Here is a 15,987-nt window from a genome sequence, read left to right on the forward strand (position 1 = left end):
GTTTAAACCAGTGGCTCGCTCAGCGCACCTTCCCTTCAGCCAGCGTCAGCTCATCCTTATCGAAGTCATCCACATCAATGACCCGGCGGCGTGCCGCTTCGGCCTCGTGCAGGGTGATGGCTTCCCCGGTTTGCAGCACGCCTGCTTCAACGGCGGCATCGATCAGTGCCTGGCCGGGCGCGGGTTGCACCTGGCCGTTTTTAAGGCCGACATGCAGTTTCTTGTGCAACGGCTGGGCGGCGGCGAGCAGGTCGCTGGCGTGTTGCAGGGCGCCGACCGGGTCTTGTGGCGACTGCGGGCGATAGCAACCGGCGAGCACCGCTTCCAGGGTCGGATCGCCTTTGCTGCGGCCCAGTACCTGGGCGACGGCGGCATCCTGGGCGTCGCTTGGGCCTTTGTGACGGCGGCCAAACGGGAACACCACGACGCGCAGCAAGCCGCCGAGGAAACGGTTGGGGAAGTTGCTCAGCAATTCGTCCAGGGCGCGTTCCGATTCGCCCAGGGCCTCGGCCATGGCCCAGTGGAACAGCGGGTGCAGGTAGTCCGGTGAGTCGAGGTCGTGGTAGCGCTTGAGTGCCGCCGAGGCCAGGTACAGATGGCTGAGCACATCACCGAGGCGGGCGGAAAGGCGCTCGCGACGCTTCAGTTCACCGCCCAGCAACATCATGCTCAGGTCTGCCAGCAGGGCAAACGCTGCACTCTGGCGGTTCAGGGCGCGGAAATAACTCTGGCTCAGAGCATCGCCGGGCGCTGCCTCGAAACGGCCGAGGCCGAGGTTGAGGATAAAGGTGCTGGCGGCGTTGCTGACGGCAAAACCGATGTGTTGCAGCAGCAACTGGTCGAATTCGAGCAGGGCCTGGTCATGGTCGGCGCGACCGGCCAGGGCCATTTCCTTGAGTACGAACGGATGGCAGCGAATCGCGCCCTGGCCGAAGATCATCAGGTTGCGCGAGAGAATGTTCGCGCCTTCGACGGTGATGAAGATTGGCGCACCCTGCCAGTTGCGGCCCAGGTAGTTGTTCGGGCCCATGATGATGCCCTTGCCGCCATGCACGTCCATGGCGTGGCCGATGCATTCACGGCCGCGTTCGGTGAGGTGGTACTTGAGGATTGCCGACAAGACCGAGGGTTTCTCCCCCAGATCGACGGCATTGGCGGTGAGCATCCGCGCGCTGTCCATCAGCCAGGCATTGCCGCCGATGCGGGCCAGGGCTTCCTGAATGCCTTCGAAAGCTGCCAGGGGCACGTTGAATTGTTCACGCACATTGGCGTACTGGCCGGTGACCAGGCTGGTGTATTTGGCGGCACCGGTGCCGACCGCAGGCAGGGAGATGGAACGGCCTACGGACAGGCAGTTCATTAACATCATCCAGCCCTTGCCGAGCATGGCCTGGCCGCCGATGAGGAAGTCCAGGGGAATGAACACGTCCTTGCCGGAGTTGGGGCCGTTCATGAACGCGGCGCCCAGTGGCAGGTGACGACGGCCGATATCGACGCCTTCTGTTTCGGTAGGGATCAGTGCCAGGCTGATGCCCAGATCCTCTTCTTCACCCAACAGGTGCTCGGGGTCATAGGCCTTGAAGGCCAGGCCGAGCAGGGTAGCGACGGGGCCGAGGGTGATGTAGCGCTTTTCCCAGTTCAGGCGCAGGCCGATGACTTCCTCGCCTTGCCACTGGCCTTTGCAGATGATGCCGGTGTCGGGCATGGCGCCAGCGTCGGAGCCGGCCAAAGGACCGGTGAGGGCGAAGCAGGGGATATCGTCGCCACGGGCAAGGCGCGGCAGGTAGTGATTACGCTGTTCGTCGGTGCCGTAGTGCAACAGCAGTTCAGCCGGGCCGAGGGAGTTGGGCACCATCACGGTGGAGGCGAGGTCGCCGCTGCGGGTTGCCAGTTTCATCGCCACTTGCGAGTGGGCATAGGCCGAGAAGCCCTTGCCGCCGTACTCCTTGGGGATGATCAGGGCGAAGAAACCGTGTTGCTTGATATGTGCCCAGGCCTCAGGCGGCAGGTCCATGTCCTGGCCGATCTGCCAGTCGCTGACCATGGCGCAGAGCTCGTCCGTGGGGCCGTCGATAAAAGCCTGCTCTTCTTCGGTGAGTTGCACCTTGGGGTAGGCCAGCAGGGTGTCCCAGTCCGGGCGGCCGCTGAACAGCTCGCCGTCCCACCACACCGTGCCGGCGTCGATGGCGTCGCGTTCGGTGGCCGACATCGGCGGCAGGACCTTCTTGAACCAACGGAACATCGGCGCGGTGAAGTACTGGCGGCGCAGGTCCGGCAGGGCCAGGGGCAGGGCAACGGCGGCCCACAGCACCCAGAACACCAGCAACAGGCCACCCGGCGCCCGGCTGAAAATGCCCATGGCCAGCAGGTAGACCGCCACGGCGCCCAGGGCAGCCATGGGCGCGGTACGTCGATGGGCCAGCCAGGCGATCCCGACGAGCAGCAGCACAATCCACAGCAACAACAGCATAGAAATTCCTCCGTGATGAGCAGCCAGCCAACTCCTGAGCACCTGAGTCGAGTGAGCTTTCTGTAGGAGCTGCCGCAGGCTGCGATAGGTTTTGCCTGACCCACCGCTAACGCAGCCTGCGGCAGCTTCTACTTAATTGGGTGTGTGGATAGTGACCCTCTGCCAGCGCTCTAGTTCGGCAGATGGCCGATGCGCAAGAACCTCTGGCCTGAACGCGGCCTCTGCAGAGTAGACTGTGGCCCATCTTTGGAGCGTATGCAGAGGCACGACATGCTGAAAATCTGGGGCCGCAAGAACTCGTCCAACGTGCGCAAGGCGCTGTGGATCGCCGAAGAACTCGGTATCCCTTACCAGAGCCTGGAGGCCGGTGGCGCGTTTGGCCTGGTGGAAGGGGCGGAATACCGGGCGAAGAATCCCAATGGCCGCATCCCGATGATTGAGGATGGCGAGTTCGTGTTGTGGGAATCCAATGTCATCGTGCGCTACCTGGCCGCCCGTTACGCTGCGGACTCGCCGTTCTACCCGGCCGATATTCAAGAACGTGCCGCCGCAGACAAGTGGATGGACTGGACGACCTCGACCCTGGCCGATCCGTTCAAGCCGGTGTTCTGGGGCGTGCTGCGAACTCCGCCCGAACAGCAGGACTGGGCGCAGATCAACGACGGCATCAAGGTTGTGCATGGCCTGCTGCTGGTGGCGGACAAGGTTCTGGCCAAACAGCCGTACCTGTCCGGCGCGGAACTGGGCATGGGTGATATCCCCTTGGGCTGCTTTATTTACGCCTGGTTTGAAATGCCGATTGAACGCCCGCCGCTGCCTAACCTCGAAGCCTGGTACGAACGCCTGAAAGCGCGCCCAGCCTATCAACGGGCAGTTATGACCGCGTTGAGTTAATACCTACTATCAATATATGTCGCTGTACTTGAGCGGCGCAGGCAAGCAACATTGCAGCCTGTCGTCGCTCTGACAAGAACGTTGAACGAAAGCGTACGGCCTCATCTATTTCCCTATTCTTCCTTTATTGGTGTTTTTTCCGATATGAGTTCCGCTCTGTCCATCCGGCAGCTAACCAAAACCTACGGCAACGGTTTCCAGGCCCTGAGTGGTATCGATCTGGACGTGGCCGAAGGTGACTTCTTCGCCTTGCTCGGCCCTAACGGCGCCGGTAAATCCACCACCATCGGCATCATCTCGACCCTGGTCAACAAGACCGGCGGCACGGTGAATATCTTTGGCCATGACCTGGACCGCGACCCGGCAGCACTGAAGCGCTCCATTGGCGTGGTACCCCAGGAATTCAACTTCAACCAGTTTGAAAAGACCTTCGACATCGTCGTGACCCAGGCCGGTTACTACGGCATCCCGCCGAAGATCGCCAAGGAACGCGCCGAACAGTACCTGACCCAGCTGGGCCTGTGGGACAAGCGCGATGTGCCGTCGCGTTCGCTGTCCGGCGGCATGAAGCGCCGTTTGATGATCGCCCGGGCCCTGGTTCACGAGCCGCGCCTGCTGATCCTCGACGAACCGACTGCGGGCGTGGATATCGAGCTGCGCCGGTCGATGTGGACCTTCCTCACCGAGCTGAACGAGAAAGGCATCACCATCATCCTGACGACGCATTACCTGGAAGAGGCCGAGCAACTGTGCCGCAATATTGGCATCATCGACCACGGCGTGATCGTGCAGAACACCAGCATGAAGAGCCTGCTCAATACGTTGCATGTCGAGACCTTCCTGCTTGACCTGAAGGACGCCTACCAGACGGCACCGTCGCTGGTCGGCTACCCATCGCGCCTGGTCGACAGCCACACCCTGGAAGTGCAGGTGGACAAAACCATCGGCATTACCGCGCTGTTCAGCCAGCTGGCGACACAAAACGTTGAAGTGCTGAGCCTGCGCAACAAAACCAATCGTCTCGAGGAGTTGTTCGTGTCACTGGTGGAAAAAAACCTGGCGAAGGTGGCGCAATGAGCAGCGAACTGCGTCCCAACCTGATTGCCCTCAACACCATCATTTACCGTGAAGTGCGGCGTTTCATGCGCATCTGGCCGCAGACCCTGCTGCCGCCGGCCATCACCATGGTTCTGTACTTCGTGATCTTCGGCAACCTGATCGGCAAGCAGATCGGTGGCATGAACGGCTTCAGCTACATGGAGTACATCGTGCCGGGCCTGATCATGATGTCGGTGATCACCAACTCCTACGGCAACGTGGTCTCCAGCTTCTTCGGCGCCAAGTTCCAGCGCTCGGTGGAAGAACTGATGGTCTCGCCGGTCTCGCCCCACACCATTCTGGTCGGCTACGTGTTCGGCGGTGTGCTGCGCGGCCTGATCGTCGGTGTGATCGTGACCCTGCTGTCGTTGTTCTTCACCCATTTGCAGGTGCATCACCTGGGCGTGACCCTGGCGGTGGTACTGCTGACGGCGACGATCTTCTCGCTGCTGGGGTTTATTAACGCCGTTTATGCGCGCAACTTCGACGATATCTCGATCATCCCGACTTTCGTCCTGACGCCGCTGACCTACCTGGGCGGGGTGTTCTACTCCATCACCCTGCTGCCGCCGTTCTGGCAGACCGTGTCCCTGGCCAACCCGGTGCTGCACATGGTCAACGCCTTCCGCTTCGGCATCCTGGGCGTGTCTGATATCAAGATTGATGTGGCGATGACCTTTATGGTCGTGGCGACCATCGTGTTGTACATCGGCTGTGCGCGGTTGCTGGTGAGTGGGCGAGGGATGCGCCAGTAATAATCAAGCACAAAGCGACTTCCTTAATTGGAATGAATTGTGGGAGCAAGCTTGCTTGCGAAGGCTCAGCCGGGGAAAGTATCTCGACGGTACTGGCCCATTCGCAGGCAAGCCTGCTCCCATCGGTGTTTGTTGTGCGACAGCGCGGTGTCAGCGACGCCGCTACAGACCTTGTGACACTTAACCCCGCCTCTCCCTGAGCCCATGGTCTAAGCCCTTTCGATACCTTTTACGGCGATCGAGGGACTTCATGCGCACAGGGATGATCGCGCTGGCATTGGGCCTGTTGGCCCTGCGTTTCCTGCCGGCCTTGCCTTCAGGCGGCTGGCTGTTATTGATGGTGGCGGTGGCGGTGGCGCTGATGTTGCTGCCATTTCGCACCTATCCTGCGGCCTTGTTTCTGCTGGGCCTGTCCTGGGCCTGTGTATCTGCCCAATCCGCTCTGAATGACCGACTGCTGCACCGTCTCGACGGCCAGACCCTGTGGCTGCAAGGCAAGGTGATCGGCCTGCCCAATGCCAGCGAAGGCGTAGTGCGTTTCGAGGTGCAGGGTGCGCAGTCCCGCCGTGCTGAACTGCCCGAGCGTATTCGGCTGTCCTGGTATGGCGGCCCCGAGGTGCGCAGCGGCGAGCACTGGCGCCTGGCGGTCAAGCTCAAGCGCCCGTCCGGGCTGATCAATCCCCATGTTTTCGATTACACCGCCTGGCTGCTGGCCCAACGCATTGGCGCCACGGGGACGGTGGTCGACGGTGAGCGCCTGGGTGAGGCCAGAGGGGCCTGGCGCGACGCTGTTCGTCAGCGTTTGCTGGCGGTGGACGCCCAGGGCCGGGAAGGCGGATTGGCGGCCTTGGTCATTGGCGACGGCTCCGGCCTGTCGACGGCGGACTGGCAGGTGTTGCAGGACACCGGCACCGTGCATCTATTGGTCATCTCCGGGCAGCATATCGGCCTGTTGGCGGGGGTGGTCTATGGCCTGATTGCCGGGCTTGCGCGTTACGGACTATGGCCGCAGCGCTTGCCGTGGCTGCCCTGGGCCTGCGCTCTGGCCTTTGCTGCTGCCTTGGGTTACGGGCTGTTGGCCGGTTTCGACGTGCCGGTGCGGCGCGCCTGTGTGATGGTCGGCATGGTGTTGTTGTGGCGTTGGCGCTTTCGTCATCTGGGCGTGGTCTGGCCGTTGCTGATATCGCTGAATCTGGTGCTGATCAGCGAGCCGCTGGTCAGCCTGCAGGCGGGATTCTGGCTCTCATTTGCCGCCGTGGCGGTGCTGATCCTGATTTTCAGTGGCCGCCTTGGTGCCTGGAGCTGGCTGCATAGCTGGAACCGCGCGCAATGGCTGATTGCGTTGGGTCTGCTGCCGATTCTGTTGGCCTTGAACTTGCCTGTCAGCCTCAGCGGGCCATTGGTCAATCTGCTGGCAGTGCCTTGGGTGAGTTTCGTCGTGCTGCCGCCTGCGCTGTTGGGCACGCTGTTATTGCCGGTGCCGCTGGTTGGCGAGGCTTTGCTGTGGCTGGCCGGAGGTGCGCTGGACTGGCTGTTTCGCGCCTTGACACTGGTCGCCGACTGGCTACCCGCCTGGATTCCCTCTGCCATACCGACGTGGTCGCTGTTGCTCAGTCTGCTGGGCGCATTGCTCTTGCTGCTGCCCGCCGGTGTACCGTTGCGCCCACTGGGTTGGCCGTTGTTGTTGCTCTGCGTATTTCCCCCGCTGAAAAGCATTCCCCATGGCCAGGTCGAGGTGCTGCAACTGGATGTTGGTCAGGGCCTGGCCATTCTGCTGCGAACCCGCCAGCACACGTTGCTGTACGACGCCGGGCCGCGCTTCGGTGAGTTCGATATCGGCGAACGCGTGGTGGTCCCGGTCCTGCGCAAGAGCGGGGTGCGCGGGCTGGATGTGCTGCTGCTCAGTCACGCTCACCTGGACCATACCGGTGGCGCTCTGGCGGTGCAGCGGGCGTTACCGATCAAGCGGGTATTGGGCGGCCAACAGATCGGCATAGCCGAATCCTTGCCTGTTGAACTGTGCCGCAACGATGAAAGCTGGGAGTGGGACGGCGTGACCTTCAGTACCTGGCGCTGGGAGCAGGCCCGGGAAAGCAATCCGGCGTCCTGTGTCTTGAAGGTCGAAGCCAACGGCGAGCGCCTGCTGTTGACCGGGGATATCGACGCCGAGGCTGAGCGAGTCCTGCTCGGTAGCGGTTTCGATGTGCGTGCCGACTGGCTGCAGGCGCCTCATCACGGCAGTCGCACCTCATCTTCACGGCCCTTGCTCAATGGTGTGGAGCCCAAGGGGGTGCTGATTTCCCGGGGCCGCAATAACAGCTTCGGCCACCCTCATCCTTTGGTGATGTCGCGCTACCGCTACCTGGGCATCGATACCTATGACAGCGCCGAAAGCGGGGCGCTCAGTCTGCGTCTGGGCAGCTTCGACACGCCTGTGGCAGAGCGGGCGCAGCGGCGTTTCTGGCGTGACTGAAAGCACGGATATTGATCCCGCACTACGGCCAGCCAACGACCCTATGATAGAGTGGCGCCACTTTTTTCTGGGGGTGGTCACTGTGTGGGAACTGGTCAAATCTGGCGGCTGGATGATGCTGCCGATCATTCTGAGTTCCATTGTCGCGGTCGGTATCATTATCGAACGCCTGTGGACCCTGCGCGCTGTCCGCATCACCCCGCCGCACTTGCTGGGCCAGGTCTGGCGCTGGATCAAAGACAAGAAACTGGACAAGGAAAAACTCAAGGAGCTGCGTGCCGACTCGCCCCTGGGCGAGATCCTGGCTGCGGGCCTGGCCAATTCCAAGCATGGTCGCGAGATCATGAAAGAGTGCATCGAAGAGGCCGCCGCACGGGTCATCCATGACCTTGAGCGCTACCTCAGCACCCTCGGCTCCATTGCCGCCATGGCGCCGTTGCTGGGCCTGCTCGGCACCGTACTGGGCATGATCGATATCTTCGGCTCGTTCACCAATTCCGGGATGACCGCCAACGCGGGCGTACTGGCTGGCGGTATTTCCAAGGCGCTGATCTGTACCGCGTCCGGCCTGATGGTCGGTATCCCGGCGATCTTCTTCCATCGTTTCCTGCAAAGCCGGGTCGATGAGCTGGTCGTGGGCATGGAACAGGAGGCGATCAAACTGGTGGAAGTGGTGCAGGGCGACCGTGATGTCGATCTGGCCGAGGGCAAGAAGAAGTGAAGTTCCGCCGCCGCAAGCCCCGGGAAAACATCGACATCAACCTGGTGTCGCTGATCGACGTGGTCTTTATCCTGCTGCTGTTCTTCGTGGTGACCACCACCTTCACCCGGGAAACCCAGCTGCGCGTTGACTTGCCTCAGGCAGTGACCGGCAGCCCGGAAACCGACGCCGCCCTCAAGCACCTGGACATCACCATCAATGCCGACGGCATCTATGCGCTGAATAACCAGTTGCTGCCGAAGAACGACCTGACCACCCTGATCGATGCGCTGCAACGGGAATCCGGTGGCGATACCAGCCTGCCTCTGTCCATCAGTGCCGACGGCAAGACCCCTCATCAAGCGGTGATCACGGCCATGGACGCGGCAGGCAAGCTGGGTTTCAGCCACCTGCGCATGACCACCATCGAAGCCGCATCGACCAACTGATGGCCTTTACCGACCGCCTGCTCGACGCCTGGTACAACGGCCATCCGGCCCTGACGCTGCTACGTCCGCTGGAGGCTCTGTACCGGCGAGTGGTGCAGGGCAAGCGTGCGCGTTTTCTGGCCGGGGAGGGCGATATCTATCGCGCCCCGGTGCCGGTATTGGTGGTGGGCAATATCACCATCGGTGGCACTGGCAAGACGCCGCTGATCCTGTGGATGATCGAACACTGCCGCCAGCGCGGCTTGCGTGTCGGTGTGGTCAGCCGCGGTTATGGCGCCAAACCGTCGAGTCTGCCGTGGCGAGTGCTGCCCGAGCAGAGCGCCGCCGAAGCCGGTGATGAGCCTCTTTTGATCGTGCAGCGCAGTGGCGTGCCGCTGATGATCGATCCCGATCGCAGCAGCGCCGTACGCGCCTTGCTTGCTGCCGAGTCCCTGGACCTGATTCTTTGTGACGATGGCCTGCAACACTATCGCCTCGCTCGCGACCTCGAACTGGTGCTGATCGACGCCGCCCGCGGCCTGGGCAATCGCCGCTGCCTGCCTGCCGGCCCCCTGCGCGAGCCGGTGGAGCGCCTGAACAGCGTCGATGCCCTGCTGTACAACGGCGCCACGGCCGATCGCGCAGACGGTTTCGCCTTCACTCTCAAGCCCTCGGCGCTGGTGCATCTGCGCAGTGGCGAGCGCTTGGCGCTGGAACATTTTCCCGCCGGTCAGGCGGTCCATGCCGTGGCCGGGATCGGCAATCCGCAGCGTTTCTTCAAGACCCTCGAAGGTCTACACTGGCGGCCTGTCGCCCATGCCTTTGCCGACCACGCCGAGTTCAGCGCCCAGGCTCTTGCGTTCAGCCCGTCGCTGCCCGTGGTCATGACCGAGAAGGACGCCGTGAAATGCCGCGCCTTCGCCGCCGATGACTGGTTCTATCTGGCGGTGGACGCGGTGCCTTCAGCGACCTTTATCGCCTGGTTCGACCAGCAGTTATTACGTCTTTTGCCATGAATTGCCCAGGAACTCCTATGGATACCAAGTTGCTCGACATCCTCGCCTGCCCGATCTGCAAGGGGCCGCTCAAGCTCAGCGCCGATAAAACCGAGCTGATCAGCAAGGGCGCCGGCCTGGCCTACCCGATCCGCGACGGCATCCCGGTGATGCTGGAAAGCGAAGCCCGTACCCTGACCTCCGACGAGCGCCTGGATAAATGACGGCGGCGTTCACGGTTGTCATTCCGGCGCGTTACGGCTCCAGCCGGTTTCCCGGCAAGCCGCTGAAGGTCATTGCCGGTAAGCCCATGGTCCAGTTGGTTTGGGAGCAGGCGCGCAAAAGCAGTGCCGAGCGCGTTGTCGTTGCGACGGACGATCAGCGGATTTTCGACGCCTGCCAGCTGTTTGGCGCCGAAGTGCTGATGACCCGCGATGATCACAATTCCGGCACTGACCGCCTGGCTGAAGTCGCTGCGCAACTGGGTTTGGCGCCTGATGCCATCGTGGTCAATGTGCAGGGCGACGAGCCGATGATTCCTCCGGCAGTGATCGATCAGGTCGCCGATAACCTGGCGGCGCACCCCGAAGCGCGCATGTCGACCCTGGCCGAGCCTATCGACGACTTGGTGGCGCTGTTCAACCCGAATGTGGTCAAGGTCACCAGTGATATCAATGGCCTGGCCCTGACCTTCAGTCGCGCGCCACTGCCTTGGGCCCGCGACGCTCTGGCCCGTGATCGTGAGCAGTTGCCAGCCGGTGTGCCCTATCGTCGGCATATCGGGATCTACGCCTATCGCGCCGGTTTCCTCGCTGACTTCGTCAGTTGGGGGCCGTGCTGGCTCGAAGACACGGAAAGCCTCGAGCAACTGCGTGCCCTTTGGCACGGCGTGCGTATCCATGTGGCCGATGCCCTGGAAGCGCCACCGGCCGGCGTCGATACCGCCGAAGACCTGGAGCGCGTAAGGCGCTTGCTGGAGGCTTGACGTTGCAGATCCAGAACAATGTCTCGCTCAAGCCATTCAACACCTTTGGTGTCGATGTGCGTGCGCAGCAATACGCCGAAGCGCGTAATGACGACGAAGTACGTGAAGCCCTGGCCTATGCGGCGGCGCAGGATTTGCCGCTGCTGGTGATCGGCGGTGGCAGCAACCTGCTGTTGACCGCTGACGTGCAGGCTTTGGTGCTGCGCATGGCCAGCCGTGGTATTCGCATCTTGCGCGAGGATTGCTCCCACGGCCTGGTTGAGGCCGAAGCCGGCGAGCCGTGGCACCCGTTCGTGCTCTGGTGCCTGGAAATGGGCCTGGCCGGCCTGGAAAACCTCAGTCTGATCCCCGGTACAGTGGGTGCGGCGCCGATTCAGAACGTCGGCGCCTATGGCGTCGAGATCAAGGATGTGTTCCACAGCCTGACTGCCATCGACCGACAGACCGGCGAACTGCGCGAGTTTGTGCGCGACGAGTGCGAGTTTGCCTACCGCGACAGCCTGTTCAAGCGCGAAACCGGACGCTGGTTGATCCTGCGTGTGCGTTTTCTGCTGCCTCGGGTGGCTGAACTGCGCCTGGAATACGGTCCGGTGCGCGAGCGCTTGCAGCAGATGGGTATCGAGAGAGCGACGCCCATGCATGTCAGCCGGGCGATCTGCGCGATCCGCAGCGAGAAACTGCCCGACCCGGCAGTGCTGGGCAACGCCGGTAGCTTCTTCAAGAACCCGGTGATTGCGCAGGCCCAGGCTGCCGAGCTGAAAAAACGTTATCCGGGGCTGGTGGCTTATCCACAGGCCGATGGTCAGGTGAAGCTGGCGGCGGGCTGGCTGATCGAACAGGCCGGTTGGAAAGGCTTCCGCGACGGCGATGCCGGGGTGCATGTGTTGCAGGCCCTGGTGTTGGTCAATCACGGTCAGGCCACGGGCACACAGTTGTTGTCCCTGGCACGGCGCATTCAGGCCGACATTGCCGAGCGGTTCGGCGTCACGCTTGAGATGGAGCCCAATCTCTACTGAGGTCCCTTCTGTTGAGGTTCCGATGACCACATCGCTTTGCGCCGTTGTCCTGGCTGCCGGATCAGGCAGCCGCTATCAGGCCGTGGCCGGGGAGGGCGTCAGTAAACTGCTGGCGCCCTGCGTGGGCCGTGATGGTATTGAGCGACCTGTGCTCGAACAGGTCCTGCACAACCTGCAAGGGGTTGTGGATAAGTGCCTGCTGGTCACACGCCCGAATCAACCCGATATCGCCCGACTCGCCCATCTCTATCACTGCACCCTGCTGCAACTGGATTCCCCCGGCATGGGCGACAGCATCGCCGCTGCCGTGGCTGCCACGCCAGGCAGTGCCGGGTGGCTGGTGGTGTTGGGGGATATGCCGTTTATCCTGCCTGAAACCTTGCAAGCCATTGCCACCAGCGTGCGGGCTGATGCTATCAGCGTACCGGTGTATCAGGGCGAGCGCGGGCATCCGGTGGGCTTCGGCCGGGAGTTGGCGGCGGGGTTGATGGGCTTGAGCGGAGATCGCGGGGCGCGGCGGTTGTTTGATACGGCGCCGGTGCAGTGCATCCAAGTGACCGATTCCGGTGTGGTGTGGGATGTGGATGTGCCGCAGGCGTTGGTATTTTCCAAGTAAAATCCAAAACGGTGGGACCGGCTTTAGCCGGGAATGGGTCGGCATGACTGGTACATTTATGTCGCCTGCCATATCGCCTTCCCGGCTAAAGCCGGTCCCACATTTCATAAGTCCGCAGATATAAAAAAGCCCCGCCTGTCTGCACAGGCGGGGCTTTTTATTCAGCTAATGAATCACACCAGTGGCTTGTGCTCGTGGTGCTCTTCATGGGCTGGTTGCTGAACGACTTCTTCAGCCGGTTGCACGGTCTCTTCAACGGTCGGTGTAGCTTCTACCGCTTCGATGACCGGTGCAGCCTCGACAGCCGGAGCCGGTTCTTCGGCAACCGGTGCGCTGGCGGCGGCAGCGGCGGCCTCTTCGGCTTCCTTCTGCATACGCTCGGCTTCACGCTTGCGACGACGCACTTCACGAGGATCGTTCGGTGCACGGCCGTTGCTGCTGACCGGCAGGGCAGGCGCTTCAACAGCAACCGGCTCGGCAACCGCTTCCACGACTGGCGCAGGAGCTGGTTCGGCAGCGACTACCGGCTCAGCCACAGGCTCATGGATAGGCAGTTCGGCCGATTCGGTAACGACCACAGTGTCGGCAACCGGTGCTTCGACCGCTACTTCTGCAACGGGCGCAGGCGTCGGCGTGAACGGCTCAGGGGCGCTGAACAGTTCGGTCTGGGCGGCCGGTACTTCAACCGGTGCCGGTGCCGCTTCGACGAACGCCGGGACTTCTACGTCCGGGGCGCTTTCCAGCTTGAAGCTGTCATCGGCGGCCGGTGCTTCAACAGCTGGCACTTCGACAGTTGCTGCTTCATATGCCGGTGCTTCGACGACGGCTTCAGCGACAGGTGTCGATTCGGCAGGCGCTTCGACGACTGGCGTTTCAGCAGCTTCAGCAGCGACGGCTTCTACAGCAGCCGGGGCCGAGGTAGGCACGGCGGCGGTAGCGCGTTCGGCCTGGCGATGAGCTTCGGCTTCGGCCTGGGCGCTGATCACGCTTTCGGTCGCAGCAGCGATGGCGCCGGTTGCAACAACGGCAGCTACAGCAGCAATGCCTTCGTTTTCACCTTCACCTTCTTCGGAGCCTTCGATCACGTTGCCGTTGGCATCGCGTTGACGCTCACGACGGTTGCTGCGACGACGCTGGCCACGGGAGCGGCGGCGTGGACGGTCGCCTTCGGCGCCTTCCTGCTGGTCGTCCTGCAGGGCTTCTTCGTTCGGCAGCAGTTCTTCTTCGCTGACCGCCGCTACCGGCTGTTCTGCGCGTGGTTGACGCTCTTCACGCGGTGGACGCGGCTGACGCTCTTCACGAGGTGCACGCTCAGGACGCTCTTCACGTTGCAGGTTGACCGCCGGGGCGGCATCCAGCGGCTCGCGCAGTTCGCGAACCGGACGCTCTTCACGACCTTCGCGACCTTCACGTGGCTTGCGCTCGCGCGGTGCACGCTCTTCCCGTGGAGCACGGGCCGGACGTTCTTCACGCGGGGCTGCATCGTCACGCACTTCACGCGGTGCACGTTCTTCACGTGGCGCGCGTTCTTCACGAGGAGCACGCTCTTCGCGAGGGGCGCGCTCGGCACGCTCTTCACGTGGAGCACGTTCTTCACGCGGCTTGCGCTCTTCGTCACGACGGTTGGTGCGGCCACGGCTCTGTTGACGACCGTTGCGGCGCTCTTCGTTGCGCGCAGGACGCTCGGCAGCCGGCTTCTCGACAACAACCGGTGCAGCCGCTGGCTCTTCCTTGGTCGCGAACAGGCTGACCAGGGATTTCACCAGGCCCTTGAACAGGCTTGGCTCGTGGACAACAGGTGCCGGTGCGACCGGTGTCGGGGCTTCCACCGGAACGGGTGCGTTGGCGCGGGCCGGAGCGGTCTTGACCGCAGCTTCCTGGCGAACCAGGGTACGGGTCGCGGCGGCTGGCTGGACTTCTTCCACTTCGGCAGCGGCAGCAGCGATTTCGTAGCTGGACTGGTTGTTGTGGGCTTCCGGGCTGTCATCACGCAGACGCTGAACTTCGAAGTGCGGCGTTTCGAGGTGATCGTTCGGCAGGATGATGATGCGCGCGCGGGTGCGCAGTTCGATTTTGGTGATCGAGTTGCGTTTTTCGTTGAGCAGGAAAGCTGCAACCGGGATCGGCACCTGGGCGCGGACTTCGGCAGTGCGGTCTTTCAGGGCTTCTTCTTCGATCAGGCGCAGGATCGCCAGGGACAGCGATTCAACGTCACGGATGATGCCGGTGCCGTTGCAACGCGGGCAGACGATGCCGCTGCTTTCGCCCAGGGATGGACGCAGGCGCTGACGGGACATTTCCAGCAGGCCGAAGCGCGAGATGCGGCCGACCTGAACGCGGGCACGGTCGGCTTCCAGGCTTTCGCGGACTTTTTCTTCCACGGCGCGCTGGTTCTTGGCCGGGGTCATGTCGATGAAGTCGATGACGATCAGACCGCCGATGTCGCGCAGGCGCAACTGACGGGCGATTTCTTCAGCGGCTTCAAGGTTGGTCTGCAGGGCGGTTTCTTCGATGTCGCTGCCTTTGGTGGCGCGGGCCGAGTTGATGTCGATGGACACCAGGGCTTCGGTCGGATCGATGACAATGGAGCCGCCGGAAGGCAGTTCGACGACGCGCTGGAAGGCGGTCTCGATCTGGCTTTCGATCTGGAAACGGTTGAACAGCGGAACGCTGTCTTCGTACAGCTTGATCTTGCTGGCGTACTGCGGCATCACCTGGCGGATGAAGGTCAGGGCTTCTTCCTGGGCTTCAACGCTGTCGATCAGCACTTCGCCGATGTCCTGGCGCAGGTAGTCGCGGATGGCGCGGATGATGACGTTGCTTTCCTGGTAGATCAGGAAAGGCGCCGAACGATCCAGGGACGCTTCCTTGATGGCGGTCCAGAGTTGCAGCAGGTAGTCGAGGTCCCACTGCATTTCTTCACTGCTGCGGCCCAGGCCGGCAGTGCGCACGATCAGGCCCATGTCGGCCGGAGCGATCAGGCCGTTGAGCGCTTCACGCAGTTCGTTGCGCTCTTCGCCTTCGATACGGCGCGAGATGCCACCGGCACGCGGGTTGTTCGGCATCAGGACCAGGTAACGACCGGCCAGGCTGATGAAGGTGGTCAGGGCTGCGCCCTTGTTGCCACGTTCTTCTTTTTCGACCTGGACGATGACTTCCTGGCCTTCGCTCAGGACGTCCTTGATGTTGACGCGGCCTTCAGGGGCTTTCTTGAAGTACTCGCGGGAGATTTCCTTGAGGGGCAGAAAGCCGTGGCGCTCAGAGCCGAAATCGACAAAGGCAGCCTCAAGACTGGGTTCGATGCGAGTAATCCGGCCTTTGTAGATGTTGGCCTTCTTCTGCTCGCGTGCACCGGACTCGATGTCCAGGTCGTAGAGGCGCTGGCCGTCTACCAGTGCAACACGCAACTCTTCGGGTTGAGTTGCGTTAATCAGCATTCTTTTCATGTAGTACCGTCGGTTTCCGGGCTACCGGAAACGGCGTTCGGCACACACGACTTCTCACGGTCGGTGTCAGGGCACGTCAAGAGTGGTTGGACACTCAAGTGTCTAGCGATG

General features: G+C 62.4%; 13 protein-coding genes. 11 read left to right on the forward strand and 2 right to left on the reverse strand.

The features are described from left to right. Window positions 1-19: 19 nt before the first annotated feature. Window positions 20-2,467 (reverse strand): acyl-CoA dehydrogenase, encoded by a 2,448-nt coding sequence (locus AC1Z24_RS08160; protein ID WP_483746566.1) that lies wholly within the window; start codon window positions 2,465-2,467, stop codon window positions 20-22. A 273-nt stretch (window positions 2,468-2,740) separates the two neighbouring features. On the opposite strand from AC1Z24_RS08160, the gene AC1Z24_RS08165 reads away from it, so the two are divergent. The 11 genes from AC1Z24_RS08165 (at window position 2,741) to AC1Z24_RS08215 (ending at window position 12,430) form a co-directional block, all read left to right on the forward strand. Continuing rightward, entirely contained in the window at window positions 2,741-3,364 is a 624-nt protein-coding gene (locus AC1Z24_RS08165) for a glutathione S-transferase (RefSeq protein WP_483745228.1), read from the forward strand. 144 nt (window positions 3,365-3,508) lie between these two features. Further along, complete coding sequence (locus AC1Z24_RS08170; RefSeq protein WP_483745229.1) at window positions 3,509-4,441, forward strand: ABC transporter ATP-binding protein; 933 nt, start codon at window positions 3,509-3,511, stop codon at window positions 4,439-4,441. Then, entirely contained in the window at window positions 4,438-5,217 is a 780-nt protein-coding gene (locus AC1Z24_RS08175) for an ABC transporter permease (RefSeq protein ID WP_483745230.1), read from the forward strand. The genes AC1Z24_RS08170 and AC1Z24_RS08175 overlap by 4 nt, the downstream gene beginning before the upstream one ends. A 250-nt stretch (window positions 5,218-5,467) precedes the next feature. Continuing rightward, the gene (locus AC1Z24_RS08180; RefSeq protein ID WP_483745231.1) at window positions 5,468-7,690 is read left to right on the forward strand and encodes a DNA internalization-related competence protein ComEC/Rec2; all 2,223 of its coding nucleotides are present in this window, start codon (window positions 5,468-5,470) and stop codon (window positions 7,688-7,690) included. 82 nt (window positions 7,691-7,772) lie between these two features. Next, window positions 7,773-8,411, forward strand: a complete 639-nt coding sequence (locus tag AC1Z24_RS08185; protein WP_483746567.1) for a MotA/TolQ/ExbB proton channel family protein — start codon at window positions 7,773-7,775, stop codon at window positions 8,409-8,411. Further along, window positions 8,408-8,839 carry an ExbD/TolR family protein gene (locus AC1Z24_RS08190; RefSeq protein ID WP_483745232.1) on the forward strand — a complete coding sequence of 144 codons (432 nt, stop codon included), beginning with the start codon at window positions 8,408-8,410 and terminating at the stop codon, window positions 8,837-8,839. The genes AC1Z24_RS08185 and AC1Z24_RS08190 overlap by 4 nt, the downstream gene beginning before the upstream one ends. Beyond that, on the forward strand, window positions 8,839-9,834 hold the full coding sequence (gene lpxK / locus AC1Z24_RS08195) for a tetraacyldisaccharide 4'-kinase (protein ID WP_483745233.1): 996 nt from the start codon (window positions 8,839-8,841) through the stop codon (window positions 9,832-9,834). The genes AC1Z24_RS08190 and lpxK overlap by 1 nt, the downstream gene beginning before the upstream one ends. A 17-nt stretch (window positions 9,835-9,851) precedes the next feature. Then, window positions 9,852-10,037, forward strand: a complete 186-nt coding sequence (locus AC1Z24_RS08200) for a Trm112 family protein (protein ID WP_017736029.1) — start codon at window positions 9,852-9,854, stop codon at window positions 10,035-10,037. Continuing rightward, entirely contained in the window at window positions 10,034-10,798 is a 765-nt protein-coding gene (kdsB, locus tag AC1Z24_RS08205) for a 3-deoxy-manno-octulosonate cytidylyltransferase (protein ID WP_483745234.1), read from the forward strand. Before AC1Z24_RS08200 ends, kdsB begins: the two co-directional genes overlap by 4 nt. Further along, entirely contained in the window at window positions 10,795-11,814 is a 1,020-nt protein-coding gene (gene murB, locus AC1Z24_RS08210) for a UDP-N-acetylmuramate dehydrogenase (RefSeq protein ID WP_483745235.1), read from the forward strand. The genes kdsB and murB overlap by 4 nt, the downstream gene beginning before the upstream one ends. A gap of 22 nt (window positions 11,815-11,836) precedes the next feature. Then, complete coding sequence (locus AC1Z24_RS08215) at window positions 11,837-12,430, forward strand: nucleotidyltransferase family protein (RefSeq protein WP_483745236.1); 594 nt, start codon at window positions 11,837-11,839, stop codon at window positions 12,428-12,430. A 173-nt stretch (window positions 12,431-12,603) separates the two neighbouring features. Here AC1Z24_RS08215 and rne read toward each other — a convergent pair whose 3' ends face one another. Then, on the reverse strand, window positions 12,604-15,876 hold the full coding sequence (rne, locus tag AC1Z24_RS08220) for a ribonuclease E (RefSeq protein WP_483745237.1): 3,273 nt from the start codon (window positions 15,874-15,876) through the stop codon (window positions 12,604-12,606). Between the last annotated feature and the right edge of the window lie 111 nt (window positions 15,877-15,987).

This window comes from Pseudomonas sp. JL23 (assembly GCF_056933585.1).

Excerpts from the sequence above, each read along its gene's own strand:
- AC1Z24_RS08165 (WP_483745228.1), top strand. The coding sequence starts at position 2,741 with ATGCTGAAAATCTGGGGCCGCAAGAACTCGTCCAACGTGCGCAAGGCG.
- kdsB (WP_483745234.1), top strand. The coding sequence starts at position 10,034 with ATGACGGCGGCGTTCACGGTTGTCATTCCGGCGCGTTACGGCTCCAGC.
- rne (WP_483745237.1), bottom strand. The coding sequence starts at position 15,876 with ATGAAAAGAATGCTGATTAACGCAACTCAACCCGAAGAGTTGCGTGTT.
- AC1Z24_RS08215 (WP_483745236.1), top strand. The coding sequence starts at position 11,837 with ATGACCACATCGCTTTGCGCCGTTGTCCTGGCTGCCGGATCAGGCAGC.
- AC1Z24_RS08180 (WP_483745231.1), top strand. The coding sequence starts at position 5,468 with ATGCGCACAGGGATGATCGCGCTGGCATTGGGCCTGTTGGCCCTGCGT.
- AC1Z24_RS08170 (WP_483745229.1), top strand. The coding sequence starts at position 3,509 with ATGAGTTCCGCTCTGTCCATCCGGCAGCTAACCAAAACCTACGGCAAC.
- AC1Z24_RS08175 (WP_483745230.1), top strand. The coding sequence starts at position 4,438 with ATGAGCAGCGAACTGCGTCCCAACCTGATTGCCCTCAACACCATCATT.
- AC1Z24_RS08200 (WP_017736029.1), top strand. The coding sequence starts at position 9,852 with ATGGATACCAAGTTGCTCGACATCCTCGCCTGCCCGATCTGCAAGGGG.
- lpxK (WP_483745233.1), top strand. The coding sequence starts at position 8,839 with ATGGCCTTTACCGACCGCCTGCTCGACGCCTGGTACAACGGCCATCCG.